The organism is Cupriavidus sp. WS, assembly GCF_000395345.1.
Classification (GTDB): Bacteria; Pseudomonadota; Gammaproteobacteria; order Burkholderiales; family Burkholderiaceae; genus Cupriavidus; species Cupriavidus basilensis_B.
Map to the genome: position 1 here is coordinate 34577 of NZ_AQPL01000032.1, position 26557 is coordinate 61133.

A 26557-nucleotide genomic window follows, 5' to 3' on the forward strand; every position below is an offset into this window, starting at 1 on the left:
GCCGTGCGGCGGCCTTGCCCGAGCGCCCCGCTCGGGCATGCCGGCGCGGCGCGCCTGCAAAGAAGGCAGGCGCGGCCATGCCGAGCCGGTACAATCACGTCCATGTCTGCACCTCGCTTCGTTCATCTCCGCCTCCATTCCGAATACTCCGTCGTCGACGGGATCGTGCGCCTCGATGCCGCCGTCGAGGCCGCCGCGGCCGACGGCATGGGCGCGCTCGCCCTGACCGACCTCGCCAACGCCTTCGGCCTGATCCGCTTCTACAAGGAAGCGCGCGGCGGCGGCGTCAAGCCGGTGGTCGGCGCCGACGTCTGGCTCACCAACGCCGAAGACCGCGACAAGCCGGCGCGCCTGCTGCTGCTGGTGCAGGACCGGCGCGGCTACCTCAACCTGTGCATGCTGCTGTCGCGCGCATGGCTGTCCAACCAGCATCGCGGCCGCGCCGAGATCGAACCCGGCTGGTTCGACGAGCCCGGCGAGGAGGACCTGCCGCTGGCCACCGGCCTGATCGCGCTGTCCGGCGCCATGAGCGGCGACATCGGCATGGCGCTGGCCAACGGCAACGACGCCGCGGCCGAGCGCGCCGCCGCGCACTGGGCCCGGGTGTTCCCGCAGCGCTTCTACGTCGAGCTGCAGCGCGCCGGCCATCCCGGCACCGACGCCTACGTGCAGCAGGCCGTGCAACTGGCGGCCAGGCTGCGCCTGCCGGTGGTGGCGACGCACCCGGTGCAGTTCATGACCGCCGACGACTTCACCGCGCACGAGGCCCGCACCTGCATCGCCGAGGGCGAGCTGCTGGCCAACCCGCGGCGCACGCGGCGCTTCACCACCGACCAGTATTTCAAGACGCAGGACGAGATGTGCGCGCTGTTCGCCGACATCCCGTCCGCGCTCGAGAACGCGGTGCAGATCGCGCGCCGCTGCAACCTCACGCTCGAGCTGGGCAAGCCGCGCCTGCCGCTGTTCCCCACGCCGGACGGCATGTCGCTCGACGACTACCTCGTCCACCTCGCCAAGGAAGGCCTGGAAAAGCGCATGGCCGTGCTGTTCCCGGACGAGGCCGAGCGCGAGTCCCGGCGCGCCGAGTACTACGCGCGGCTGGAATTCGAGACCGGCACCATCATCAAGATGGGCTTCCCCGGCTACTTCCTGATCGTGGCGGACTTCATCAACTGGGCCAAGAACAACGGCGTGCCGGTGGGCCCGGGGCGGGGCTCCGGCGCCGGCTCGCTGGTGGCCTACGCGCTCGGCATCACCGACCTCGACCCGCTCAAGTACGCGCTGCTGTTCGAGCGTTTCCTGAACCCGGAACGGGTCTCGATGCCCGACTTCGACATCGACTTCTGCCAGCACGGGCGCGACCGCGTCATCACCTACGTGAAGGAGAAGTACGGCAAGGACGCGGTCTCGCAGATCGCCACCTTCGGCACGATGGCGGCCAAGGCCGCCGTGCGCGACGTGGGCCGCGTGCTTGACCTCGGCTACGGCTTCGTCGACAGCATCGCCAAGCTGATCCCGTTCAAGCCCGGCAAGCTGGTCACCATCGAGGAGGCCAAGAAGGAAGAGCCGCTGCTGACCGAGCGCGAGAACAACGAGGAGGAAGTGCGCCAGCTGCTGGAGCTGGCGCAGCGCGTCGAGGGCATGACCCGCAACGTCGGCATGCACGCCGGCGGCGTGCTGATCGCGCCCGGCAAGCTCACCGACTTCTGCCCGCTCTACACCCAGGGCGGCCAGAACGACGGCATGAGCGGCGTGGTCAGCCAGTACGACAAGGACGACGTGGAAGCGGCCGGCCTGGTCAAGTTCGACTTCTTGGGCCTGACCACGCTGACCATCCTCGACTGGGCCGAGCGCTACATCCGCCGGCTCGACCCGTCCAGGGCGGACTGGAACTGCAGCCACATCCCGCTCGACGACGGCCCCGCCTTCGACATCCTCAAGACCGCCAACACGGTGGCCGTGTTCCAGCTGGAAAGCCGCGGCATGCAGGGCATGCTGAAAGACGCCAAGCCCGACCGCTTCGAGGACATCATCGCGCTGGTGGCGCTCTACCGCCCGGGCCCGATGGACCTGATCCCCAGCTTCTGCGCGCGCAAGCACGGCCGCGAGAAGGTGGAGTACCCGGACCCGCGCGTCGAGCCGGTGCTCAAGGAGACCTACGGCATCATGGTCTACCAGGAGCAGGTGATGCAGATGGCGCAGATCATCGGCGGCTACTCGCTCGGCGGCGCCGACCTGCTGCGCCGCGCGATGGGCAAGAAGAAGCCCGAGGAAATGGCGCAGCACCGCGTCATGTTCCGCGAGGGCGCCGACAAGAACGGGCTGACCGCCGGGCAGGCCGACGACATCTTCGACCTGATGGAGAAGTTCGCCGGCTACGGCTTCAACAAGTCGCACGCGGCCGCCTATGCGCTGCTGGCCTACTACACGGCGTGGCTCAAGGCGCACCATCCGGCCGAATTCATGGCAGCCAACATGTCGCTGGCGATGGACGACACCGACAAGGTCAAGATCCTCTACGAGGACTGCAAGCTCAATGGCCTCAAGGTGCTGCCGCCCGACGTCAACGCCAGCGAATACCGCTTCGCGCCGACCGACGCCAAGACCATCCGCTACGGCCTCGGCGGCATCAAGGGCTCGGGCCAGGGCGCCATCGAGGACATCCTGCGCGCGCGCGAGGAAAAGCCGTTCGCCGACCTGTTTGATTTCTGCGAGCGCGTCGACCGCCGCCAGGTCAACCGCCGCACCATCGAGGCGCTGATCCGCGCCGGCGCGTTCGACAGCCTCAACGACAACCGCGGCCAGTTGCTGGCCTCGGTGTCGCGTGCGATGGAAGCGGCCGAGCAGAAGGCAGAGTCGGCCAACCAGGTCTCGCTGTTCGACCTGATGGCCGACGCCGGCGCATCGCACCGCCCCGAACTGGTCGACGAGCCGCGCTGGCCGCCCAAGCGCACGCTGCAGGAGGAGAAGCAGGCGCTCGGCTACTACTTCTCGGGCCACCTGTTCGACGCCTACCGCGACGAGGTCGGGCGCTTCCTCAAGGGCACGCTGGCCGGGCTGGAAAAGGAAGTGCAGGGCAATGGCGGCGGCTACGGGCGCGACGTGCGCGGCAAGGTCATCGCCGGCGTCATCACCGGCATGCGCACGCAGATGACGCAGCGCGGCAAGATGCTGATCGTGATGCTCGACGACGGCACCGCGCAGATCGAGATGACGGTGTTCAACGAGCTGTTCGACGCCAACCGCCACATGTTCCGCGACGACGAGCTGGTGATCGTGCAGGGCAACGCGCGCCACGACACCTTCACCGGCGGCGTGCGCTTCACCGCCGAATCGGTGATGGACCTGGTGGCCGCGCGCGCCCGCTATGCCGAGGCCGTGGGGCTGGCCTTCAACGGCAACGCCTCGACCGAGCTGCTGCGCGAGCTGCTCACGCCGTATCTCGCCACCGTGGCCAACACGCCGGGCCTGCCCGTGCGCGTGAGCTACGCCACCAGCGGCGCGCGCTGCGAGGCCGAGCTCGGGCGGCAGTGGCTGGTCACGCCGTCGGACGACGCGCTCGCGAGCTTCCGCGCGGCGCTGTCCGGCGACAGCGTGCGCATGCTGTACGGCTGATCCGCAGTTGCCGGCAGTCCGTCATCCCCTGGATCCACCACGCCCCCGCATGGCCAAGCAACGCATCCTCTTTCACCTGACCCACTTCCTGCGCGGCGGCATCGAGACCTCGCTGGTGTCGCTGCTGGCCTCGCTGGACCGGGAGCGCTTCGAGCTCGGCCTGACGCTGACCTATCCGACCGAGGCGCTGGAGACGCATTTCCGCGCCATGCTGCCGCCGGACGTGAAGATCCACATCCTGGCGCCGGAGCGCTGGCTGTCGCATTTCCGGCAGAAGAAGAAGGCCGGCAAGCTCGGCCCGCTGGGCAAGATCTACGAGGAAGTGCTGCTGCCGCCGGTGCGCAAGCCGCTGGTCAACCGGCGCTTTCGCGCGATCGCGCGCGGCTACGACCTCGCCATCGACTACGACATGTCGCTGTCGCGGCTGACCGGCCGCCTGCCGATACCGATGATCGGCTACCAGCACTTCAGCGTGGCGCACCTGGAGCGAGACAACCCGCGCAAGCTGCGCAAGCTGCGGCGCCAGTGCCGCGAGCACTACGACCGCATCGTGGTGCTCAACGACAGCATGCTGGCCGACGCGCGCGCGCTGATCCCCGAGGCCGCGGCCAAGTTCGTGCGCCTGTACAACGCCACCGACCTGGACCGCATCCGCGCGCTCGGCAACGCGCCGTTCACGCCGCCGGCCCATCCCTACATCGTTTCGGTGGGGCGCCTGGAAGAAAGCCAGAAGGATTTCACCACGCTGCTGCACGCCTACGCCGCGCTGGTGCGCGGCACCGGCCTGCGCGAGCGCCTGGTGCTGGTGGGCGACGGCGCCTCGCGCGCGCGGCTCGAGGCGCTGGCGCGCGAGCTGGGCGTCAGCGAACGGGTGACGTTCGCCGGCTTCCAGGCCAATCCCTACGCATGGATCCGCCACGCGCGGCTGATGGCGTTCAGCTCGAAGATGGAAGGGCTGCCCAACGTGCTGCTCGAAGGCATGGCGCTCGGCCAGCTGGTGGTGAGCACCGACTGCCCGGTGGGCCCGCGCGAGATCCTGGCCGACGGCAAGGCCGGCCTGCTCACGCCGGTCGGCGACGTGCACGCGCTGGCCGAGGCGATCCGGCGCGGGCTGGAAGACGCGCCGCTGCGCGCGCGGCTGCTGGCCTTCGCCGCCACCCACATCGAGCAGATGGGGTTCGGCCCGACCTCGGCCGCCTTCGCGGCCTGCGTGGACGACCTGCTGGGCGCGCCGCCGGCCGCGGCGCCCGGCGCTAGCCCCGCGGCTCCTGCGGCTGCGTCTTCTGCCGCAGGTACCACAGCTTGATGTACTTGTAATAGCTGGCCTGGCCGTTCATCAGCGCCACGCCCAGCCCCTGCGCGCCGTCGAGGAAGCCGCGGCGCATCAGGTAGGTGCGCAGGAAGGCCCAGGCGCCATGCAGCACGGCGCCGGCGGGCGAGGCCGACTTGCCGCGCGCGAAGCCCTGCTGCGCGCCCAGCGTGGAGTACTGGTCGACCTTGCGCAGCACCTGCGAGAAGTCGTCGTAGGTGTAGTGCAGCAGCGGCGAGGCCAGCTTGCCGACCGGGCCGTCGGCGACCACGCGCTCGTGCACGAGGTCGTCGGTAAAGCGGGCATGGCCGCGCCTGAACAGCCGTGTGACGTAGTCGGGATACCAGCCGCCGTGGCGGATGAAGCGGCCACAGAAGCGCGACAGGCGCGGCATCTCGTAGGCGTCGGCCTGGCCGGACGCAACCGCCGCCAGGATCTCGTCGCGCAGCTCGGGCGTGACGCGCTCGTCGGCGTCGAGCGAGAAGACCCACTCGGTGTCGGCCTTGGACACGGCCAGGTTCTTCTGGGCGCCGAAGCCCGGCCAATGCCCGGTTTCGAACACCTCGGCGCCGAGGCCGCGGGCCAGCTCGACCGTGCCGTCCCGGCTACCCGAATCCACTATAATCGCGCGGTCGCACCAGGACACGCTTTCCAGGCAGGCCCGGATGTTGTGTGCCTCGTTTTTCGTAATCAGTACGACTGAGATTTTCATAGGGCTTGTTTATGGTGTTTCGTGCAGGGAAAGTGACTTCCATCGCCAACGCGCTGGTCCTGGCATTCCCGATCCTGCTGCTTTGCGTGCCCAAGGGCGCCGGCATCTTTCTCGCCGGCATCCTGGCGCTGGCGCTGCTGGCCCACCGGGGCATGGGCGACACGTGGGTGCGCTACCGTGCCACGCTCTGTCCGCTCGGGCTCGCTATTCTAGCCGCCGTGGTCGTGTTCATGACGTCGAAGCTCTATTTCGGCGTGCCGTGGAACGTGATGGACAATCCGTCCCGGATCCTGCTGCTGTTGCTTACCTGCCTGGTCGTGCTGAGGACCGCGCCCGATCCGCAGCGCATCTGGGGCGGGATCACCGTGGCGCTGGCGCTCAGTCTCGTGGCGGTGTTGTTCCAGCGCTGGATTCTCAACGATCCGCGGCCTTCCGCGTGGACGCAGGCCATCGCTTTCGGCAACATGGTTGCCGCGCTGGGGCTGATCGGCTTCGTGCATCCGGGCAAAAGCCGCAAGGCGCACCTGATCGCGTGGGCCAACCTGGCGCTGGCGGCAGCGGTGCTGATCGTCAACGGCACGCGCGGCGCCTGGCTGGCGCTGGCGGTCACGATGCTGCCGTTGCTGTTCGTGCGCTACCCCAGCATGAGGCCCGGCAAGTTCATCGGTGCGGTGTCGCTCATCGTCGCGCTTGCCGCCGGACTCTATCTGGTGCCGGATAGCCCCGTGGCCCAACGGGTCGATTTGGTGCGCGGCCAGTTGGAGCAGTTCCAGGAGGGCAACACGGAAACGTCGGTCGGCGCGCGCCTGAAGACCTGGCAACTGGCACTGGACTCGATTCGCCTGCATCCGTGGCTGGGTGTCGGCATTGGCCAGTTCGCGCGGATTCCCCGCGCCTCGGCCTTCTGCCAGCAACACAGCGAGTCCGATGTCTGCATCCTCCAGCATGCCCACAACGACGTGCTCGAGGCCGCCGCCACCACCGGCATGCCGGGCCTGCTGGCGCTGCTGGGCCTGTTTCTGGTGCCCGGCGTCTTGTTCTGGCAGCTGCTGCGCGCTTGCTGCCGCTCGGACAACCGCATCGGCGTCTGCCTGAGCGCCGGCGGCCTCGGCGTGGTGCTGGCCAGCCTAATCTGCGGGTTGACCCAGGTGACGATGGCACACCAGGCCAATATCGTTTTTTATGCCAGCATCGTCGGGCTGCTGCTCGGCCTGGCTGCCCTACAAGCAAGACATCCCCGCGCCGGCGGGGTGGAGAACCTGTGAACGTTCGAGAACAACACGCCCCCCACGGCCGCGAGGCCGATACCCTGAAGCGCGTCTGGGCCTACCTGCGCCCGGAGATGCGCGTCTTCGTCGTCGCCATCATCGCGATGGCGGTGGTGGCGGGCGCGGAAGGCCTGATCCCCAAGGTCGTCAACGACCTGCTCGACAAGGGGTTCGGCGGCGCCTACGTCGGCAAGCTCTGGCACGTGCCGGCGCTGCTGACCGGCGTGGCGCTGATCCGCGGCGTGGCGCAGTTCGCCTCCGGCTACCTGCTGAGCCTGATCTCCAACCGCGTGCTGCTGAAGATGCGCATGCAGATGTTCGAGCGCATGCTGCACGCGCCGGCGCTGTTCTTCCACCGCAATACCGCGGCGTCGCTCATCAACGCGGTGATCTTCGAGGTCAACCAGGTCATGCAGATCCTGACCGGCGTGCTGATCACGCTGGTGCGCGATTCGCTGACGGTGCTGGCGCTGCTGGTCTACCTGTTCTACACCAACTGGCGGCTGACGCTGGTGGTGGCGGTGATCCTGCCGGTGATCGGTTTCGTGATGTCCAAGGTCAACCGGCGCCTGCGCCGCCTGAACCGCGACCACCAGGCGCTGACCAACAGCGCGGCCTACGTGGTCGAGGAAGCGGTGGGCGGCTACAAGGTGGTCAAGCTGCACGGCGGCGAACAGTACGAGACCCGGCGCTTCGCCGCGATGGCCGAGCGCCTGCGCGGCTATTCGATGCGCATGGCGGTGGCGGGCGGGCTGAACCAGCCGGTCACGGCCTTCCTGGCCTCGCTGGCGCTGTCGGTGATCCTGACCATCGCCATGATCCAGTCGCAGTCCAACCAGACCACGGTGGGCAGCTTCACCGGCTTCGTGATGGCGATGCTGCTGCTGATCTCGCCGCTCAAGCACCTGACCGACCTCAACCAGCCGCTGCAGCGCGGCCTGACCGCGGCCGAGATGATCTTCGGCCTGATCGACGAGCCGGTCGAGCGCCAGGAGGGCGGGCTGCCGCTGGCGCGCGCGCGCGGCGACCTGGTGTTCGACAAGGTGAGCTTCCGCTACGGCGACGCCGGCCGGCCGGCGCTGGACAAGGTCAGCTTCCACGCCAGCGCGGGCGAGGTGGTGGCGCTGGTGGGGCCGTCGGGCAGCGGCAAGACCACGCTGGTCAACCTGGTGCCGCGCTTCTTCGACCCGACCGAGGGCCGCATCCTGCTCGACGGCCAGCCGATCGACGTGTTCACGCTCAAGGACCTGCGCACCCAGATCGCCTTCGTCAGCCAGGACGTGGTGCTGTTCAACGGCACCGTGGCGGCCAACGTCGCCTACGGCGTGCACGACGCGCAGGACATCGACATCGCGCGCGTCGAGCGCGCGCTGGCGGCGGCCTACCTGACCGACATGGTCAAGGGCCTGCCGCAGGGCCTCGAGACCAATATCGGCGACAACGGCATGAAGCTGTCGGGCGGCCAGCGCCAGCGGCTGGCGATCGCGCGCGCGATCTACAAGGACGCGCCGATCCTGATCCTCGACGAGGCCACTTCGGCGCTGGATTCGGAGTCGGAGCGCCAGGTCCAGGCCGCGCTGGAGGCGCTGATGGTCGGCCGTACCACGCTGGTGATCGCGCACCGCCTGTCCACCATCGAGAACGCCGACCGCATCGTGGTGCTGGACCACGGGCGCGTGGCCGAGCACGGCAGCCACGAGGAGCTGCTGTCGGCCGAGGGGCTCTACGCCGGGCTGCACAAGATCCAGTTCGCCACGCACTGAGCGCGGCGCCGGCGCCGCGGGCAGGCGGCGCCACATCCTCCCGCCGGGGTTTGCCGGTGCCGCCGGCCGACTTGGCTAGAATGGCAGGCAAACCACAGCCGAGAGGATGACATGAGCCAGCCCGTTTCCCCGATCAGCCGCTATCCCGTGCCCGCGCTCGCCAATCTGCCCGACGACATCCGCGCGCGCATCCTGGAGGTCCAGGACAAGGCCGGCTTCGTTCCCAACGTGTTCCTCACGCTGGCGCACCGGCCCGACGAGTTCCGCGCGTTCTTCGCCTACCACGACGCGCTCATGCTCAAGGACGGCGGCCTGACCAAGGGCGAGCGCGAGATGATCGTGGTGGCGACCTCGGGCGCCAACCAGTGCCTGTACTGCGTGGTGGCGCACGGCGCCATCCTGCGCATCTACGAGAAGCAGCCGGCGCTGGCCGACCAGGTCGCGGTCAACTACCGCAAGGCCGACATCACGCCGCGCCAGCGCGCCATGCTCGATTTCGCGCTCAAGGTCTGCCAGGCCTCGCACGAGGTCGACGAAGCCGATTTCGCCGCGCTGCGCGCGCATGGCTTCAGCGACGAGGATGCCTGGGACATCGCCGCCATCACGGCGTTCTTCGGCCTGTCCAACCGCATGGCCAACACCATCGGCATGCGCCCGAACGACGAGTTCTACCTGATGGGGCGCGTGCCCAAGGCAAAATAGCGCGCTCGTTGGCTGATTCGCTGATTCGCCCGCTGCCGGGGCCGCGCGTGGCGTGGTCTCCGGCTCCCGTTGCCTCGATCCACCAACCTCTGTTCGTCCTGCCCGACCGGCACGGCGCCTTCCATCTTGAATCCTGTCTCGCTCTTCTTCGCCCAGGCCTGCCTGGTGGTGGGCACGCCCTTCGTCCTGTGGCGCGGACTGCGCATCGGCAGCATCGTGCCGCTGGTCGCCATGCAGATCGTGGGCGGTATCCTGCTCGGGCCGTCGCTGCTGGGCACCTTGTGGCCGCGGGGCTGGCAGGCGCTGTTCGGCGCCGCGCAGCTGTCGGCGCTGTCGGGCCTGCAATGGCTGGCGGTGGTGCTGTTCGCTTTCCTCTCGGGCCTGCACATCGGCGGCGCCGGGCAGCCGGGCATGCGGCGCATCGCCACGGCGGCGGCGCTGGGCTGCGTGCTGGCGCCGTTCGCGCTCGGCACCGCGGCCGGCGCGTGGCTGGCGCATGCGGCGCCGGCGGTGGTCGGGCCGGCGGCCTCGGCCTGGCAGTTCGCCTTTGCCGTGGGCGTGTCGATGGCAGTGACCGCGCTGCCGGTGCTGGGCGCCATCCTGCGCGAGATGAAACTGTCCGACTCGGTGCCCGGCCAGCTCGCGCTGGGCTGCTCCGCGTTCAGCGACGCGGCGATCTGGCTGGTGCTCTCGGTCATCCTCGCCAGCGCGGGCCGCTCGTCGGCCGGCGACTTCCTGCGCCTGGCGCTGTGCGGCGCGCTCTACGTCGGCGCCATGCTGTGGCTGGTGCGCCCGGCGCTGGCGCGCCTGCTGCCGCGCATGCAGGGCAACGACGCGCGGCTGGCGCTGGTCGCGGTGCTGATCTTCGGCTCCGCGCTGGTCTCCGAATCGATCGGGCTGCACTACATCCTGGGCGGCTTCCTGGCCGGCGTGGCGCTGCCGCGCGAGGCGGCGGCCGACCTGCGGCGCCAGCTCGAGCCGACCACGGTGGTGGTGCTGATGCCGTTCTTCTTCCTGATGACCGGGCTGCGCACCGACATCGCCATCGGCGGGTACGACACGCTGCTCGTGTTCGGGCTCAGCACGCTGGTGGCGGTCGCCGGCAAGGTGGCCGGCACCGCGCTGCCCGCGCGCCTGGCCGGCCTGCCGCGGCGCGAGGCATGGATGCTGGGCGCGCTGGTGCAGACCAAGGGGCTGATGGAAGTGGTGGTGCTGGGCATCCTGTTCGAGGCCGGGCTGATCGGCCAGACGGCGTTCTCGGGGCTGCTGCTGATGGCGCTGGCCACCACGGTGCTGGCCAAGCCGCTGACGCGCGCCGCTTCCGGGCTGCGCGGCGCCGCCTGAGCCGGGCGCGCTAGCGCGCCTCCGCGCACGCGCCGCTGCGCGGGTCGAACAGGACCGGCCACGCCTGCTCGTAGATCCCCGGCGTGCAATGCTTCTCGCAGTGGGCATGGGCCAGCGTCACGCGGCGCGGGTCCTGCCACACCATCAGCGTGCAGCCGCTGTCGTCGAGCGCGCGCAGTTCGATGTGCGGGGTCTTGCGGGTCTGGCGGAACTCGGCCAGGTCGAAATGGCAGGAGCCGCGCCGGCCGACCCACAGGGTCCAGGTGAGGCTGCGCACGTCGTTGCTCGCCACGCGCATGTGCGCGTCCTCGCGGAAACCATCGTCTTCGGTGCGCTGGCAGCTGCCGGCGAGGTCGATGTCGCGCGGCGGTATCGGCGTGGCGCGCTCGCGCGCGGCGCCGGCGGCCGAGGGGCGCGGCTCGGGCGCGCGCGCGGCGGGCGGGGAGGGCGGCGGCAAGGTCACGGTACAGGCCGTCAGTGCGGCAACCGACAGCGCGGCGACCGGCACCCACGCAGGCAAGCGCGTGTTCTTCATGGCTACTCCTTGCGCCCGGTGCCCGCGCGGCCGTCGGGCTGGCCGCGCCCACCTCTACCTGTAGTTATAGCGGATGCGCAAAGGAAGGCGAGGGGAAAGCACGGCGCCTGCGTGCGGCAGGCATCGGAGGCCGCGCCGGCGTTGCCGCGCCGCGCAACGAAAAGCAAAAACCCCGCGCCGGCAACGGCGCGGGGTTTTTCGTTTGCGGGCCTGCGCGCGCCCGGCGCCGCATCAGGCGACGCGGTGCCGGGCGTGGGCTTACTTGGCCGCGGAGAAGTCGAGCGCGTTGCTCAGGTCGCCCATCGCCTTGCCCTTGTTGGCCAGCAGCGCATCGTCGCGCTGCTTCAGGCCCGGCAGCGTCGGCAGGGCGTAGCGGTGCGTGATGAAGCGCAGGATGGAGGCGGTGTCGTACTGGGTATGGTCGACGAAGCCCTTCTTGGCGAACGGCGACACGATGATCGCCGGGATGCGCGTGCCCGGGCCCCACACGTCGCCCTTCGGCACCGCGGCGTGGTCGAAGAAGCCGCCGTTTTCGTCGTAGGTCACGACGATCAGCATGTTCTTCCACTGCGGGCTTTGCTGGAGCTGGCTGATCACGCTGGCGATGTGGGCATCGCCGTCGGCCACGTTGGCGTAGCCGGCGTGCTGGTTCAGGTTGCCCTGCGGCTTGTAGAACGTGACGGCGGGCAGCTTGCCGGCGGCGGCGTCCTGCAGGAACTGCGAGTCGAAGTCCTTCAGGTGCGCGCTGCGGTAGCTGGCGTTGGCGACCGGGTCCAGCTTGGCGTAGAAGTTGAACGGCTGGTGGTGCGTCTGGAAGTTGGGCACGGCCTGGCCGTTGTTGATCAGCGTGCGGTCGGCCGTCACCTTGGACCAGGCGCCTGCATACCAGGCCCAGTTGACGCCGCGCGCGTCGAGCAGGTCGCCGATGGTGGCCTGCGTCTGCGGCGGCAGCGTGGTGGCCTTGCTCGGGTCGGCATAGGCCGCGTTGCCGCTGGCCGCCGGCGCGTTGCCGCTCGGCTGGTAGGCCGGCTGCATGGTGTTGACGGCGTAGTACATGCCCGTCTTGTCCTTCGGCGTCAGCGTGCTGTCGTTCTTGTAGGTGGCAGCACCGGTCAGGACGCTGGCCGGCGCCGCGGCGGCCGGCGTGAGGCGCACGAAATTGCCGTTGGCATCGGTGTCGATGGCGGAGATCGAGCCGCTGGCCGGCGAGGTGTCCGCGTTCGGGTATTGCGGCGCGCAGGCGCAGACCAGGTACTGGTGGTTCAGGAACGAGCCGCCGAACGCACCCATGTAGAAGTTGTCGGCCAGCGTGTAGTTCTGGGCGACCTTCCACAGGGCCATCTTGCTGCCGTCGTAGTAGCCCATCGACAGGCCGCCGGCGTCGGAGTAGGCCGCGAACTTGTCGTTCTTGCCGCCGTTGATCTGCATCTGGTTGTTGTAGAAGCGGTGCACCAGGTCGCGCGTGATGACGGTCTGGTCCACCACCGTGCTGGTGTTCTGCACGCCGGCCGGGTCGTCGATGCGGAACGGCTTGTTGGCCCAGCCGACCGTGTTGGCCTGCGGGATCGTGACGGTCTGGCCGGTGGCGGTGAAGCCGCCCCAGGTCGGCGGCAGCGAGGACAGCGCGCTGTTGTCGAAGTCCTTCTGCGGCTCGATCTTGCCGTCCGACGTCGGGTTCGCGCCGGGGATGCCGTTGGCGCCCGGGAACAGGCCGTACAGGGTGTCGAAGCCGCGGTTTTCCGCGTAGATCACCACCACGGTCTGGATGTTGTTCAGCGCCAGGCGCTTGGCCACGCCGTCGCCGATGGCCTTGCCGATGTCGCCACCAGCGGCCACGGCGTCGGCGATCAGGTCGATGGTCTGGTCGATCTCGGCCTGCAGCGTGGTCTTGATCTTGCTGTCGGTTTCCTTGTTGTGGTCTTCCAGCAGCTTGTCCGCGGCCACGCCGAGGCGGGTGGCCAGTTGCGTCTTGGCCGCGTTGAGGTCGCCGCCGTTGCCGTCCATCAGCGCGGCCAGCTCGGTCGAGATGGCGCTGAGCACGCCGTTGGCCGCCGCCGGTGCGCGGAAGACCAGCGGGCGGGTCACTGCGTTGTGCGCGCTGCCGTCGTTGCGGAAGGCGTCGGTGCCGATCTCGGCCACCACGGCGCCGCTGCCGGTGAGCGTGTAGGCGCCTTGCGCGTCGGTGAAGGTGCTGGCTTCGCCGCTGTCGCACTTGGCGTTGTTGTTGGCGTCGATGCAGACCTTGGCGTGCTCGAAGTAGCTGCCGGTCACTACGCCGGAGGTGGTGGCGGCCGGCGTGGCCGGCGCCGGGCTGACGGAGTCGCTGCCGCCGCAGGCGGTCATGGCGGCAGCGGCTAGTGCTGCCAGCGGAAAGAGTCGAAATGCGCGACGCATGGGTTTTCCTCTTCTATGCGTTTGAGGGGACAAGAAATGGCTGCCGAGGCAAAAAAGGCCGGTGTTTTCCATGAGGCGGGAGTGTGGCGCGCGTCCGTGTCAAATTGATGATGGTGCTGCACAGCGGGGAACTTCGCGTGCCGGCGGCGGTCAGCGCCGCACAAGTCGGTCTGGTGACTGACACGCGGCTGTCATCCGCGTGCGCTAGTGTGGCAAGCCTTCCGGGCGCGAATGCCGACGCCTCGCGCCTGCGCCGCCCCCTCACGACTTCCACGATTTCGCGCTTCGCCTCCATGCTGCTGCCGCCCTTGCCGTTGAATATCTCGTTGCCTTCACCGCAGGCGTGGAGGCGTGCTGCGGGTGGCGGGGCGCTGGTGCTGGCGGTGGCCTTGCTGGGCGCGTGCGGCGGGCAGGACGCGCCGCCGGCGGTGGCGGCCAGCGCGGCCAGCATGCCGGTGGCGGCCAGCGCGCCGGCCCCGGCTTCCAAGGCCGCACCCAAGGCGTTCTACGCGATGATGGCCGAGCGCCATCCGTCGATTCCGGCGCTGGGCGCGCTCGGCAGGGCGCTGTTCTTCGATCCGGCGCTGTCGGCATCGGGCCAGCAGGCCTGCGCGAGCTGCCACAGCCCCACGCATGCCTACGGGCCGCCCAACGACCTGTCCGTGCAACTGGGCGGCACCGACATGCGGCACCCGGGCACGCGCGCCGCGCCGTCGCTGCGCTATGTGCAGAACGTGCCGCCGTTCGCCGAGCACTTCCACGAGAACGACGGCGACGACTCGGTCGACCAGGGGCCGACCGGCGGCCACGACTGGGACGGCCGCGCCGCGTCGACGCACGAGCAGGCCGGCGCGCCGCTGCTGTCCGCGCACGAGATGGCCAACGGCACGCCGGGCGCGGTGGTCGCGCGCATCCGCTCGGGCCCGCACGCGGACACCTTCCGCCAGGTGTTCGGCAAGGACATCCTCGACGACGAAGGCACCGCCTACCAGGCTATCGTGATGGCGCTCGAGGTCTTCCAGGAAACGCCGGCCGAGTTCTATCCGTACACCAGCAAGTACGACGCCGTGCTGCGCGGCCAGGCGACGCTGACCCCGCAGGAAACGCGCGGGCTGCGCGTGTTCAACGATCCGGACAAGGGCAATTGCGCCGCCTGCCACCCGGGCAGCATCCGCGAAGGCGCGTTCCCGGCGTTCACGGACTTCGGCTTCATCGCGCTGGGCGTGCCGCGCAACCGCAAGCTCGCGAGCAACGCGGACCCGGCCTTTTTCGACATGGGTCTGTGCGGCCCCGACCGTACCGACCTCAAGGAGCGCGGCGACTACTGCGGGCTGTTCCGCACGCCGTCGCTGCGCAACGTGGCGCTGCGCCGCACGTTCTTCCACAACGGCATGTTCCATTCGCTGGAAGCGGTGCTGCACTTCTACGCGGAGCGCGACACCAACCCGGGTCGCTGGTATCCGCACAAGCCCGGCGGCGGCGTCGACAAGTTCGACGACCTGCCCGCGCAGTACCACGACAACGTCAACATGGAAGCGCCGTTCGGCGGCAAGGCCGGCGGCAAGCCGGCGATGAGCGACGCCGAGATCCGCGACGTGATCGCGTTCCTGAAGACGCTGACGGATGGTTACGCGGTGCCGGCGCCGGCCAAGGTGGCGGCGGCGCGTTGAGGCTGCAGATCAGGGATCAGGGCAGAACATCGGGGCAGGACGTCAAGGCGGCGCCAGGGCCGCGCGTGGCGTCTGGAGTTTGATGCCCGCCGGCCGCATGGCGCGGTCCGGCGGCTGGTCGGCTGGCGGCGCCTCGTCCCGGCGCAGGCCCCGCCCGCCGACCCGTGGCGATGCGGCGCTCAGTGGCCGATGAGGGTCTGGAGCACCACGCCGGTGGCCACGCCGATCAGGAAGTAGTCGCCGCCCACGCCGACCCACTGGTAGCCGCGCGGCGGCGCGGACAGGCGATGCTCGCGCCAGTTGTCGACCACGTACTGGCGGTCGCGGTATTCCATCGGAATCCGCTCGCCCTTGTGCCAGCCGCCCGGCGGCGGGCGATACCCCTCGGGGCCACGGTCGGGACCGCGGTCCGGGCCGCGGCCATGCGCGGGCCCGTGGCCGTGATCGTGATCGTACCGGCCCGGCGGCGGGCCCCTGCGGTCGTCATGGCCCTGGGCGAACCCGGCGACCGAAGTCATCGCGAAAGCGGCCAGCAGCATGCTGGCGACCACCTTGGTCTTTTTCATCGTTTCTTCTCCGAAGAGCCCTGTTCAGGAAGGGCTTGCGGATCAGTCTAGCGTGGATCGCCCGGCACAACTGTTACCAATTCTTCCATTCCGGGAGGCGGGCGCCGCACGCCGGGCTCACATCAGGATGATGTCGTACTGCTCCTGGTGGAACGTCGATTCCACCTGCAGCGAGATCGGCTTGCCGATGAAGTCGCCGAGCATGGCGAGGTGCTGGCTTTCTTCCTCGAGGAACAGGTCGATCACGTGCTGCGAGCCGAGGATGCGGAATTCGCGCGGGTTGAACTGGCGCGACTCGCGCATGATCTCGCGCAGGATGTCGTAGCACACCGTGCGCGGCGTCTTGACCTGGCCCTTGCCCTGGCACACCGGGCACTGCTCGCACAGCACGTGCGCGAGCGATTCGCGCGTGCGCTTGCGGGTCATCTCGACCAGCCCGAGCTGGGAGAAGCTGTTGACGGTGATGCGGGTGCGGTCGCGCGCGAGCGCGCGCTTGAGCTCGGACAGCACGGCGTCGCGGTGCTCGGCGTTCTCCATGTCGATGAAATCGATGATGATGATGCCGCCCAGGTTGCGCAGCCGCAGCTGGCGCGCGATGGTGTGCGCCGCCTCCAGGTTGGTCTTGAAGATGGTGTCGTCAAAGTTGCGCGCGCCGACGTAGCCCCCGGTGTTGACGTCGATGGTGGTCATGGCCTCCGTCTGGTCGATCATCAGGTAGCCGCCGGACTTGAGGTCGACGCGGCGCGACAGCGCCTTCTCGATCTCGGCGTCGATGTTGAAGAGGTCGAAGACGGGGCGCTCGCCGGTGTAGTGCGACAGGCGCGGCAGCACCGCGGGCGTGTATTCCTGGGCGAACTCGACCAGCTTCTGGTAGTTCTCGCGCGAGTCCACCTGGATCACGTTGGTGGCGTCGCTGACGAAGTCGCGCAGCACGCGCTGGGCCAGGTTCAGGTCCTGGTAGAGCAGGCTGGGCGCGGGCAGGCTGGTGGCGTTCTGGCGGATCGAGGCCCAGATCTTGCGCAGGTAGGCGATGTCGTTGCCGAGCTCCTCGTCGCTCGATTCCTCGGCGATGGTGCGCACGATGAAGCCGCCGCGCTCGTCGGCCGGCACCAGGCCCTGCACGCGCGCGCGCAGCGCTTCGCGGTCGACCTCGCCTTCGATGCGCTGGGAGATGCCGATGTGCGGGTCCTGCGGCAGGTAGACCAGCGTGCGCCCGGCGATGCTGACCTGGGTCGACAGGCGCGCGCCCTTGGTGCCGATCGGGTCCTTGATCACCTGCACCATCAGCGCCTGGCCTTCGTACAGCGTTTTCTCGATCGCCAGCGGCGCGGCGTTGCCGTTCTTCTCGGGGTCGCGCGGGTGCCAGATGTCGGCGACGTGGAGGAAGGCCGCGCGCTCCAGGCCGATGTCGATGAAGGCGGACTGCATGCCCGGCAGCACGCGCACGACCTTGCCCAGGTAGATGTTGCCGACCAGCCCGCGCGAAAGCGTGCGCTCGACATGGAGCTCCTGCACGGCGGCCTGCTGCACGATGGCCACGCGCGTTTCCTGCGGTGTGATGTTGACTAGGATGTCTTCAGTCATGGTGGGTGAAACTCGTGCCGGCGCGCCGGCCAGATGGTTGTCCGCACTATGCCGCCACGCGCTCCGGGGGAGATGCCACGGCCGTGCATGCCGTGGGTTGACGAAAAGGTCGGTGGCGGGTTCTCAGAACCGTAGTCGGGCCTGTCTGAGCAGGGCAGCCGTCTCGAACAAGGGCAAGCCCATGATACCCGAATAGCTGCCGGCGATTCGCGCCACGAACTCCGCCGCGCGGCCCTGGATGCCGTACGCGCCGGCCTTGCCGGCCGGCTCGCCGCTGGCCACGTAGGCGGCGATCTCGGCCTCGGTCATGGCGCGGAAGGTGACGTCGGAGACCGACAGCGCATGGCGCAGGCCGAGCGTGGAGGCCACCGTCACCGCGGTCAGCACGCGGTGGGTCCGGCCCGACAGCGCCGCCAGCATGCGCGCGGCATCGGCGTCGCCGTCCGGCTTGCCGAGGATCTCGCCGTCCAGGCAGACCGTGGTGTCGGAGGTCAGGATGGGCGCGTCGGGCAGGGCGCGCCGCTCGCGGCGGCGCAGCGCGGCCTCGGCCTTGAGCGCGCACACGCGCTGCACGTAGTCGTCGGGGCTTTCGCCGGGCAGCACCGCTTCGAGCGCTTCGGCGTCTTCATCGTCGCCGGCCAGCAGCAGTTCGTAGGCCACGCCGAGCTGGGTCAGCAGCTCGCGCCGGCGCGGGCTCTGGGAGGCAAGGTAGAGAAAGGGATGGATCACGGCGGTCGGGTAGTCCTGGTGGGAGAAGATCCGGCAGGCGCCATGCGCCGCTTGGGCCGCATTGTACCCTTGTGCTGCATCGCCGCAGATGCGGCCGGGGGGCGGTGCGCGGGACCGGCGCGCAGGTCAGGCGCGGTGATACGGATGGTTCTGCGTGACCGACCACGCGCGGTACAGCTGCTCGGCCAGCAGCACGCGCACCATGCCGTGCGGCAGGGTCAGGCTGGACAGCCGCAGCAGGGTCTGCGCGCGCGCCTTGAGGGCCGGGTCGAGGCCGTCGGCGCCGCCGATCAGGAAGGCCACGTCGCCGCCCTCGCGCTGCCAGTCGGTCAACTGGCCGGCGAGCTGCACCGTGGTGAGGTCGCGGCCGCGCTCGTCCAGCGCCACGATGCGGCATTGCCGCGGCAGCGCCGCCTCGATGCGGGCCGCCTCGCGCTGCATCACGGTGGCGGCGTTATTGCTGGAGGAGCGCGCCTCGGGCTTGATCTCGCGCAGCTCGATGCGCAGCTCGGGCGGCATGCGCTTGGCGTACTCGGCGAAGCCGGTCTCGATCCAGCCGGGCATCTTGTGGCCGACGGCCACGATCAGCAACTGCATGGCGGGATGGCGCCGCGCCGGCTCAGGCCGGACGGGTGGCGCGCTTGCGCGCCGGCGCCTTGGCGGCGGCGGTCCTGGCGGGCGCCTTGGCCGCGGTCTTGGTGGCGGTCTTGACCGGCGTCTTCGCCGCGGTCTTGCGCGCCGCGCCGGTGCCGGCGGCGCTCTTGCGCGGCGCGGCGGACTTGGCCGGCGCGCTGCGTGCGGGAGCCGAGCCCAGGCTGCTGGTCAGGCGTTTCTTGACGGCCGGCGCGCGGTTGACGGCGATGGCGTCGGCGTCGGTGTCCTCGTGGCCGAGCGGCGGCGAGGGCTCTTTCATGCCTTCGGGCAGGCGTGCCAGCGCGGGGCGCAGGTTGCTGGCGCGGCGCACGGTGCGGATCACCGGCGCGTCTTCATCCTCGTCCTCGTCGACCGGCTCGCTGGCCTTGGCCAGGCCCTTCTTGGCGGCGGCCAGCTTCAGGCGCACCGGCTTGTCGCCCCAGATTTCCTCGAGGTTGTAGTACATGCGCAACTGCGGCTGCATGATGTGGACCACGGCGTCGCCGCAGTCGACCAGCACCCATTCGCCCGTTTCCAGCCCTTCCACCGCGACGATGTGGCCGCCCGCGCCCTTGACGGTATCGCGCACCGAGGCGGCCAGCGCCTTGGTCTGGCGGTTCGAGGTCCCGCTGGCGATCACCACCCGGTCGAACAGCTCGGTCAGGTGGGTGGTGTCGTACACCTTGATGTCCTGCGCCTTGACATCTTCGAGGCCGTCGACGATGGCGCGTTGCAGTTTGCGAATATCCATGGTGCGTTCTTGTTCAGCTGAGATCGGTTTGTGGGCGGGCCGCGCCGGGCAGATCCGACGGGGCAGGCCGGTAAAGGCCGCGGCTCGCGATGTAGTGTGCCACGCCGGGCGGCAGTTGGTCATCTGCCGGCTGTCCGGCGGCCAGGCGTTGGCGAAGGGCGGTGGAGGAGAGGTCGACGGCGAGCGTCTGGTCGATCCACATGTGGCCGGAGGGCGTGGATTGTATCAGGTGGGTGGGCGCGCGGCGCGCGGCGAGCTCCTGGCGCACCGGACCGTCGAGTTCGGAGAGGTCGAAACCGGGCCGCGTGGCCACGCACAGATGCACGTCCGCGAACAGCGCCTGCCAGCCGTGCCAGGTATGCAGGCGCAGCAACTGGTCGGCGCCCATCAGCCACGCCAGCGAGGCATGCGGGCCGTAGCGCTGGCGCAGTTCGTGCACGGTGTCGACGGTGTAGCTGGGGCCGGCGCGGTCGACTTCCATGCGGCTGGCGTGCACGCGCGCGTGCGTGTCGGCCAGCGCCGCCGCGGCCAGTTCGGTCATGGCGAGGCGGTCGGCGGCGGGCGTGACGTCGTCGCCTTTCTGCCAGGACTGGCCGGTCGGGATCCACACCAGCTCGTCCAGCCCGAGCCGCTCGATGCAGAGCCGCGCGAGCGCGACGTGGCCGCTGTGCGGCGGGTCGAAGGTGCCGCCGAGGATGCCGAGGCGGTAGGGGCGCTGGCCGTCGCCGGTGCTGCCTGGTCGGGTCTTGTCGTGTTCCATACGCTCGCCGTCAGGCCCAGTCGCGCACGGGCAGGAAGTCGGTGTACAGCGCCGCTTCGGCGCTGCCCGGCTCCGGCTGCCAGTCGTAGCGCCAGGTGGCCTGCGGCGGCATCGACATCAGGATGGATTCGCTGCGCCCGCCCGACTGCAGGCCGAAATGCGTGCCGCGGTCGAACACGAGGTTGAACTCCACGTAGCGTCCGCGCCGGTAGGCCTGGAAGTCGCGCTCGCGCGCGCCGTAGGGCTGGTCCTTGCGCGCGCGCAGGATCGGCAGGTAGGCATCGAGGAAGGCGTCGCCGACCGATCGCGTCATGGCGAAGCTGCGCTCGAAGCCGAGCGCGGAGAAGTCGTCGAAGAAGATGCCGCCGATGCCGCGCGGCTCGCCGCGGTGCTTGAGGAAGAAATACTCGTCGCACCATTGCTTGAAGCGCGGGTAGAGCTCCGCGCCGTAGGGCGCCAGCGCGTCGCGGCAGGTGCGGTGGAAGTGCGCGCAGTCGCCGGCGTCGCCGTAGTAGGGCGTCAGGTCCATGCCGCCGCCGAACCACCACACCGGCTCGGCGCCGTCCTTGACCGCCAGCAGGCAGCGCACGTTCATGTGCACGGTGGGCACATGGGGATTGCGCGGGTGGAACACCAGCGACACGCCCAGCGCCTCGAAGCCGCGCCCGGCCAGCTCCGGCCGGCTGGCCGTGGCCGACGGCGGCAGCGCGTCGCCGCGCACGTGCGAAAAGCCCACGCCGGCGCGCTCCATCACGGCGCCGCCTTCCAGGATGCGGGTGCGCCCGCTGCCGCGCAGGCGCTCGGTGGGCGGCTTCTCCCAGGCATCGGTGGCGAACGGCTGGCCGTCGATGGCGGCGACAGCGTCGGTGATACGGTCTTGCAGACCGAGCAGATAGGCACGGACTGCCTGGGAATCGATCATGGTGTGCGGGCGGATGGGCCGGTGCGGCGACGGCCGGGCAGGCGGTTCGCCTGTCCGGCCGTCATGGCGGTGTCATGATTGTACTGGCTGGCGCCGGGAATGCCCGGAATAGGGGCTTTGCGGATGTTTGGCGCGGGGCATGCCGAAACGCTGAAACGCTGGTCCGGACGTCCCGTTAAAGGCGGAGAAATCGTAGCGAGCGGCGCATGGCGGGTCCGAGGAGCGCAGCCGTACATCGGTACGGCGAGCACCACAGGGCCCGCCATGCGCCGCGCAGTAGATTTATCCGCCTTTAACGCTTCAGGGCGCGGTAGCCGATGTCGGTACGATATTGCATGCCGTCGAAATGGATCTGCCCGACCGCCGCGTAGGCCGCGCGCTGCGCCGCCTTGACCGTGTCGGCCAGCCCGACCACGCACAGCACGCGCCCGCCGGTGACCTGCAGCACGCCGTCCTTGAGCGCGGTGCCGGCGTGGAAGGTCATGCTGTCCTCGGCCTCGGGCGGGATGCCGGTGATGACGTCGCCCTTGCGCGGCGCGTCGGGGTAGCCGTGCGCGGCCATCACCACGCCCAGCGCGGTGCGGCGGTCCCAGTCCAGCTCGATCTCGTCGAGGCGGCCGGAGACCGCGTGCTCCATCACGTCGACCAGGTCGGTCTTCAGGCGCGCCAGGATCGGCTGGGTTTCCGGGTCGCCCATGCGGCAGTTGAATTCCAGCGTCTTGAGGCTGCCGTCGGCGCCGATCATCAGGCCGGCGTAGAGGAAGCCGGTGTAGACGATGCCGTCCTTCTCCATGCCGCGCACGGTCGGCAGGATGATCTCGCGCAGCGCGCGCGCGTGCAGCGCGGGCGTGACCACCGGGGCCGGCGAGTACGCGCCCATGCCGCCGGTGTTGGGGCCCGCGTCGTGGTCGAGCAGGCGCTTGTGGTCCTGGCTGGTGGCCAGCGCCAGCACGTTCTTGCCGTCCACCAGCACGATGAAGCTGGCTTCCTCGCCGGCCAGGAACTGCTCGATGACCACGCGCGCGCCGGCGTCGCCGAGGCGGTTGTCGGCCAGCATCATGTCGACCGCGGCGTGCGCTTCTTCCAGCGTGGTGGCGACCACCACGCCCTTGCCGGCGGCCAGGCCGTCGGCCTTGACGACGATCGGCGCGCCCTGCGCGTCGATGTAGGCATGCGCGGCGGCGGCGTCGTTGAAGGTCTGGTAGGCGGCGGTGGGGATGCCGTGGCGCTGCATGAAGGCCTTGGCGAAGTCCTTGGACGACTCCAGCTGCGCGGCGGCCTGGGTTGGCCCGAAGATGCGCAGGCCCTTGGCGCGGAAGATGTCGACGATGCCGGCCGCCAGCGGCGCCTCGGGGCCGACCACGGTGAAGCTCACGCCCTCGCGCTCGGCGAACGCCGCCAGCACTTCCGGATCGGTCAGCGGCACGTTCTGCAGACGCTTGTCGAGCGCGGTGCCGCCGTTGCCCGGCGCCACGTACACCACCTGTACCTTGGGCGACTGGGCCAGTTTCCAGGCCAGCGCGTGTTCACGACCACCCGAGCCGACAACCAATACTTTCATGATCCACTGCCAGAAAAAATTCGCATGCGAAAAAGCGGCAGCGAGGGTCCGCCAGGAACCGCGCTGCCGCCGTGGGACGAGCCTCCTGCCGGACGCCCGCTTATTCCTCGATCACCGCGTTGGTGAACACTTCCTGCACGTCGTCCAGGTTTTCCAGGACGTCGAGCAGCTTCTGCATCTTGGCGGCGTCGTCGCCGGTGAAGCTGACTTCGTTCTGCGGCTTCATGGTGACGTCCGCCAGCTCGGCCTTGAAGCCCGCGGCTTCCAGCGCGGCCTTGACCGTGCCGAAATCGTTGGGCGGGCACAGCACCTCGATCGAGCCGTCGTCGTTGGTGACCACGTCGTCGGCGCCGGCTTCCAGCGCGGCTTCCATCAGCTTGTCCTCGGGCGTGCCGGGGGCGAACAGGAACTGGCCGCAGTGGGTGAACATGAAGGCCACCGAGCCTTCCGTGCCCATGTTGCCGCCGTGCTTGGAAAACGCATGGCGCACTTCGGCCACGGTGCGGGTGCGGTTGTCGGTCAGGCAGTCGACGATGATGGCCGCGCCCGCCAGGCCGTAGCCCTCGTAGCGGATTTCTTCGTAGTTCACGCCTTCGAGGCCGCCCACGCCGCGCTGGATGGCGCGCTGCATGTTGTCCTTGGGCATGTTGGCGTCCATCGCCTTGTCCATCGACAGGCGCAGGCGCGGGTTGGAATCGGGGTCGCCGCCGCCGAGCTTGGCGGCCACCGTGATTTCCTTGATCAGGCGGGTCCAGACCTTGCCGCGCTTGGCGTCAGCGGCGGCCTTCTTGTGTTTGATATTGGCCCATTTTGAGTGACCGGCCATGATTCTCTCCGAAGCGGAATGCGTATTGATGCGCGCGCCTTGGCCGGCGCGCGCCGCCCGCGCCGGGCGGGCCAAGCTGGCCCGGCGGCGCCGGCGGAAGGTGTCGTATGCCTGTGAGCCGGCCTGGGGGCTGGCTATAATCAGCCCAGCATTTTATCACGCGGCCCTGCCGCCGCCGGCCCCCGATGGCGGGAGCCGCCGGCGCGCGGGGGACGACAAGCGGCAGCGCCCCGGGCGCCGCCTGCCAACCAGAGAAATCATGGCCGATCCCATCCTCATTGCCAAGAACGCAGAACTCGAACTCGCCCTGCTGCCCGAGATGGGCAACCGGCACGGGCTGATCACCGGTGCCACCGGCACCGGCAAGACCGTGACGCTGCAAAGCCTGGCGCAGGGATTCTCGCGGCTGGGCGTGCCGGTATTCCTGGCCGACGTCAAAGGTGACCTGACCGGCATCTCCCAGCCGGGCGCGCTGTCCGACAAGCTCAAGGCGCGCCTGCACGACCTGGGCCTGCCCGAGCCGGTGTGGGGCGGCTGCCCCACCACGCTGTGGGACGTGTTCGGGCAGAAGGGCCATCCGGTGCGCGCCACAGTCTCGCACATGGGCCCGCTGCTGCTGTCGCGCCTGCTGGAGCTCAACGACACCCAGCAGGGCGTGCTCAACCTGGTGTTCCGCATCGCCGACGCCAACGGCCTGCTGCTGCTCGACGCCAAGGACCTGCGCGCCATGCTGCAGTACGTGGGCGACAACGCCGGCCAGTTCACCACCGAGTACGGCAACATCTCCACGGCCTCGGTCGGCGCCATCCAGCGCGGCCTGATGGCGCTGGAGTCGCAGGGCGCGGACGTCTTCTTCGGCGAGCCCATGCTCAACCTGGACGACTTCATCCAGACCGAGAACGGGCAGGGCGTGGTCAACATCCTGGCCGCCGACAAGCTGCTCAGCTCTCCCAAGCTCTACGCCACCTTCCTGCTGTGGCTGCTGTCCGAGCTGTTCGAGAAGCTGCCCGAGGCCGGCGACCTCGACAAGCCCAAGCTGGTGTTCTTCTTCGACGAGGCGCACCTGCTGTTCAACGACGCGCCCAAGGCGCTGCTCGACAAGATCGAGCAGGTGGTGCGCCTGATCCGCTCCAAGGGCGTGGGCGTGTACTTCGTCACGCAGAACCCGGTGGACATTCCCGACACCGTGCTGGGCCAGCTCGGCAACCGCGTGCAGCACGCGCTGCGCGCGTTCACGCCGCGCGACCAGAAGGCGGTCAAGGTGGCGGCCACCACCATGCGCGCCAACCCGGCGCTGGACCTGGAAAAGGTGATCGGCGAGCTCGGCGTGGGCGAGGCGCTGGTGTCGCTGCTCGACGCCAAGGGCATTCCCGGCGTCACCCAGCGCGCCTGGGTGATGGCGCCGGGCAGCCGCATCGGCCCGGTCAGCGACGACGAGCGCAAGCAACTGCTGGCCGCGTCGCTGGTGGCCGGCACCTACGAGCAGGCCATCGACCGCGAATCGGCCTACGAGAAGCTCAAGGGCCGCGCGGCGGGAACGGGAACGGCCGGCAATGGCGCGCCCGCCGGCACGCCCGCCGGGGGCCAGGACGCGCCGGCGCAGGGCGGCGGCTGGCTCGACCAGGCCGGCGAGATCTTCGGCGGCCTGACCAAGGGCACCGGCAAGAGCGGGCGCGGCGACTCCATCCTGGAGTCGATGGCCAAGTCGGCCGCGCGCACGGTCGGCTCGCAGGTCGGCCGCGAACTGATCCGCGGCGTGCTGGGCAGCCTGCTGGGAGGGGGCAAGAAGAAATAGGCCGCCGCCCGCGCCGGGGCGGCGCGCCGGCTCAGCGCTTGCGCGCGGCCTCGGCATCCTCGCGCATCTTGCGCAGGAACAGGCGCGTGAAAAACCACCCCATGCCGATGATGAAGGCGATCACGGCCAGGCTCATCAGCCCGGTATCGGTGGTGAACAGGATCTTGAAGGCTTCCATCTGAGTCTCCCTGGTCTGGCGCGGCACGTCGGTCGACGTGCCGCTGCCCAGTCTAGGCAGACCCCCGGCCGCGGGCGTTGAGGCGGATCAATCCGGGTGCAGACTGTGCCGCCCGCCCGCGTCCAGCCTGCGCTTATCCCGCACCCCTCCCGCGCTCAGTTCTTGGTGCCGAACAGGCGGTCGCCGGCGTCGCCGAGGCCCGGCACGATGTAGGCGTGCGAATCGAGGTGGCTGTCCAGCGAGGCCACGAACAGCCTCACGTTCGGGTGCGCCTTCTGGAACACTTCCACGCCTTCGGGCGCCGCCACCAGCGCGACGAAGGTGATGGCCTCGTCCTTCACGCCGCGGCGCTTGAGCACGTCGACCGCGTGCGCGGCCGAATAGCCGGTCGCCACCATCGGGTCGCACAGGATGAAGCTGCGGTCTTCCACGTCGGGCAGGCGCACCAGGTATTCCACCGGGCGGTGCTGGTCGTCGCGGTACACGCCGATGTGGCCGATGCGCGCCGACGGAATCAGCTCGACCAGGCCGTCGCTCATGCCCACGCCGGCGCGCAGCACCGGCACGATGGTCAGCTTCTTGCCGGCGATCACGGGCGCGTCCAGCTCGACCAGCGGCGTCTCGATGCGGCGCGTGGTGAGCGGCAGGCTGCGCGTGATCTCGTAGCCCATCAGCAGCGTGATCTCGCGCAGCAGCTCGCGGAACGTGCGCGTGGAGGTCTCCTTGTCGCGCATGTGGGAGAGCTTGTGCTGGATCAGCGGGTGGTCGAGGATGTACAGGTTGGGAAAGCGGGGGTCTTGCTTCATGGCGGATCGGCGGCAGAAAAGGCGCGGAAGGTACGCGCGGGTGTGCGCGGGCGCGCTGGACACGGGAAGGGGCGCGAGGCCCGGTGCAGCCGGATTGTAATGGATGCCGGGCCGCCCGCCGCCACCGTGGCGGG

22 protein-coding genes are annotated in these 26557 nt (G+C 69.6%); 8 read left to right on the plus strand and 14 right to left on the minus strand.

Annotated features, from left to right (window positions below; translation table 11 throughout):
* Positions 1 to 102: 102 nt before the first annotated feature.
* Together dnaE and K206_RS0103465 are read left to right on the plus strand one after the other, a co-directional pair.
* The gene (dnaE, locus tag K206_RS0103460; RefSeq protein ID WP_020201016.1) at positions 103 to 3615 is read left to right on the plus strand and encodes a DNA polymerase III subunit alpha; all 3513 of its coding nucleotides are present in this window, start codon (positions 103 to 105) and stop codon (positions 3613 to 3615) included.
* 49 nt (positions 3616 to 3664) lie between these two features.
* On the plus strand, positions 3665 to 4921 hold the full coding sequence (locus K206_RS0103465) for a glycosyltransferase (protein ID WP_020201017.1): 1257 nt from the start codon (positions 3665 to 3667) through the stop codon (positions 4919 to 4921).
* On the opposite strand, the gene K206_RS0103470 is transcribed toward K206_RS0103465, so the two are convergent.
* Complete coding sequence (locus tag K206_RS0103470; RefSeq protein WP_043365282.1) at positions 4869 to 5636, minus strand: glycosyltransferase family 2 protein; 768 nt, start codon at positions 5634 to 5636, stop codon at positions 4869 to 4871. The two genes, K206_RS0103465 and K206_RS0103470, sit on opposite strands and share 53 nt — an antisense overlap.
* Positions 5637 to 5668: 32 nt before the next feature.
* On the opposite strand from K206_RS0103470, the gene K206_RS0103475 reads away from it, so the two are divergent.
* From K206_RS0103475 to K206_RS0103490, 4 genes are all read left to right on the plus strand, one after another.
* The gene (locus K206_RS0103475; RefSeq protein ID WP_020201019.1) at positions 5669 to 6901 is read left to right on the plus strand and encodes an O-antigen ligase; all 1233 of its coding nucleotides are present in this window, start codon (positions 5669 to 5671) and stop codon (positions 6899 to 6901) included.
* A complete protein-coding gene (msbA, locus tag K206_RS0103480) occupies positions 6898 to 8667 on the plus strand; it encodes a lipid A export permease/ATP-binding protein MsbA (RefSeq protein ID WP_020423652.1) in 1770 nt (589 codons plus the stop codon). Before K206_RS0103475 ends, msbA begins: the two co-directional genes overlap by 4 nt.
* Before the next feature lie 111 nt (positions 8668 to 8778).
* Complete coding sequence (locus K206_RS0103485) at positions 8779 to 9369, plus strand: peroxidase-related enzyme (protein WP_020201021.1); 591 nt, start codon at positions 8779 to 8781, stop codon at positions 9367 to 9369.
* Positions 9370 to 9495: 126 nt separating this feature from the next.
* On the plus strand, positions 9496 to 10713 hold the full coding sequence (locus K206_RS0103490) for a cation:proton antiporter (RefSeq protein ID WP_020201022.1): 1218 nt from the start codon (positions 9496 to 9498) through the stop codon (positions 10711 to 10713).
* 10 nt (positions 10714 to 10723) lie between these two features.
* On the opposite strand, the gene K206_RS0103495 is transcribed toward K206_RS0103490, so the two are convergent.
* A complete protein-coding gene (locus K206_RS0103495; RefSeq protein WP_020201023.1) occupies positions 10724 to 11248 on the minus strand; it encodes a hypothetical protein in 525 nt (174 codons plus the stop codon).
* Between the two features lie 258 nt (positions 11249 to 11506).
* Positions 11507 to 13642: an acid phosphatase gene (acpA, locus tag K206_RS0103500; protein ID WP_029043188.1), complete on the minus strand. Its 2136-nt coding sequence runs from the start codon at positions 13640 to 13642 to the stop codon at positions 11507 to 11509.
* Positions 13643 to 13935: 293 nt separating this feature from the next.
* On the opposite strand from acpA, the gene K206_RS0103505 reads away from it, so the two are divergent.
* Positions 13936 to 15312 carry a cytochrome-c peroxidase gene (locus tag K206_RS0103505; RefSeq protein WP_043365294.1) on the plus strand — a complete coding sequence of 459 codons (1377 nt, stop codon included), beginning with the start codon at positions 13936 to 13938 and terminating at the stop codon, positions 15310 to 15312.
* A gap of 179 nt (positions 15313 to 15491) precedes the next feature.
* On the opposite strand, the gene K206_RS0103510 is transcribed toward K206_RS0103505, so the two are convergent.
* From K206_RS0103510 to K206_RS0103550, 9 genes are all read right to left on the minus strand, one after another.
* Positions 15492 to 15878: an RcnB family protein gene (locus K206_RS0103510; RefSeq protein ID WP_020201026.1), complete on the minus strand. Its 387-nt coding sequence runs from the start codon at positions 15876 to 15878 to the stop codon at positions 15492 to 15494.
* Between the two features lie 117 nt (positions 15879 to 15995).
* On the minus strand, positions 15996 to 17462 hold the full coding sequence (gene rng / locus K206_RS0103515) for a ribonuclease G (RefSeq protein ID WP_029043189.1): 1467 nt from the start codon (positions 17460 to 17462) through the stop codon (positions 15996 to 15998).
* A 123-nt stretch (positions 17463 to 17585) separates the two neighbouring features.
* Positions 17586 to 18188, minus strand: a complete 603-nt coding sequence (locus K206_RS0103520) for a nucleoside triphosphate pyrophosphatase (RefSeq protein ID WP_043365298.1) — start codon at positions 18186 to 18188, stop codon at positions 17586 to 17588.
* A 129-nt stretch (positions 18189 to 18317) separates the two neighbouring features.
* Positions 18318 to 18788 (minus strand): 23S rRNA (pseudouridine(1915)-N(3))-methyltransferase RlmH, encoded by a 471-nt coding sequence (rlmH, locus tag K206_RS0103525; RefSeq protein WP_020201029.1) that lies wholly within the window; start codon positions 18786 to 18788, stop codon positions 18318 to 18320.
* A gap of 22 nt (positions 18789 to 18810) precedes the next feature.
* On the minus strand, positions 18811 to 19575 hold the full coding sequence (gene rsfS / locus K206_RS0103530; RefSeq protein ID WP_020201030.1) for a ribosome silencing factor: 765 nt from the start codon (positions 19573 to 19575) through the stop codon (positions 18811 to 18813).
* 13 nt (positions 19576 to 19588) lie between these two features.
* Positions 19589 to 20335 carry a nicotinate-nucleotide adenylyltransferase gene (locus K206_RS0103535; RefSeq protein WP_020201031.1) on the minus strand — a complete coding sequence of 249 codons (747 nt, stop codon included), beginning with the start codon at positions 20333 to 20335 and terminating at the stop codon, positions 19589 to 19591.
* 10 nt (positions 20336 to 20345) lie between these two features.
* A complete protein-coding gene (hemF, locus tag K206_RS0103540) occupies positions 20346 to 21257 on the minus strand; it encodes an oxygen-dependent coproporphyrinogen oxidase (RefSeq protein ID WP_020201032.1) in 912 nt (303 codons plus the stop codon).
* A gap of 292 nt (positions 21258 to 21549) precedes the next feature.
* The gene (purD, locus tag K206_RS0103545; protein ID WP_029043191.1) at positions 21550 to 22818 is read right to left on the minus strand and encodes a phosphoribosylamine--glycine ligase; all 1269 of its coding nucleotides are present in this window, start codon (positions 22816 to 22818) and stop codon (positions 21550 to 21552) included.
* A gap of 100 nt (positions 22819 to 22918) precedes the next feature.
* The gene (locus tag K206_RS0103550) at positions 22919 to 23644 is read right to left on the minus strand and encodes a YebC/PmpR family DNA-binding transcriptional regulator (protein ID WP_020423653.1); all 726 of its coding nucleotides are present in this window, start codon (positions 23642 to 23644) and stop codon (positions 22919 to 22921) included.
* 259 nt (positions 23645 to 23903) lie between these two features.
* On the opposite strand from K206_RS0103550, the gene K206_RS0103555 reads away from it, so the two are divergent.
* Positions 23904 to 25439 carry a helicase HerA-like C-terminal domain-containing protein gene (locus K206_RS0103555; RefSeq protein WP_020201035.1) on the plus strand — a complete coding sequence of 512 codons (1536 nt, stop codon included), beginning with the start codon at positions 23904 to 23906 and terminating at the stop codon, positions 25437 to 25439.
* A gap of 31 nt (positions 25440 to 25470) precedes the next feature.
* Here the strand turns inward: K206_RS0103555 and K206_RS41335 are convergent, their stop codons facing one another.
* Together K206_RS41335 and upp are read right to left on the minus strand one after the other, a co-directional pair.
* Positions 25471 to 25617 carry a DUF3149 domain-containing protein gene (locus tag K206_RS41335; RefSeq protein WP_020201036.1) on the minus strand — a complete coding sequence of 49 codons (147 nt, stop codon included), beginning with the start codon at positions 25615 to 25617 and terminating at the stop codon, positions 25471 to 25473.
* A 155-nt stretch (positions 25618 to 25772) separates the two neighbouring features.
* Entirely contained in the window at positions 25773 to 26423 is a 651-nt protein-coding gene (upp, locus tag K206_RS0103565) for a uracil phosphoribosyltransferase (RefSeq protein ID WP_020201037.1), read from the minus strand.
* Between the last annotated feature and the right edge of the window lie 134 nt (positions 26424 to 26557).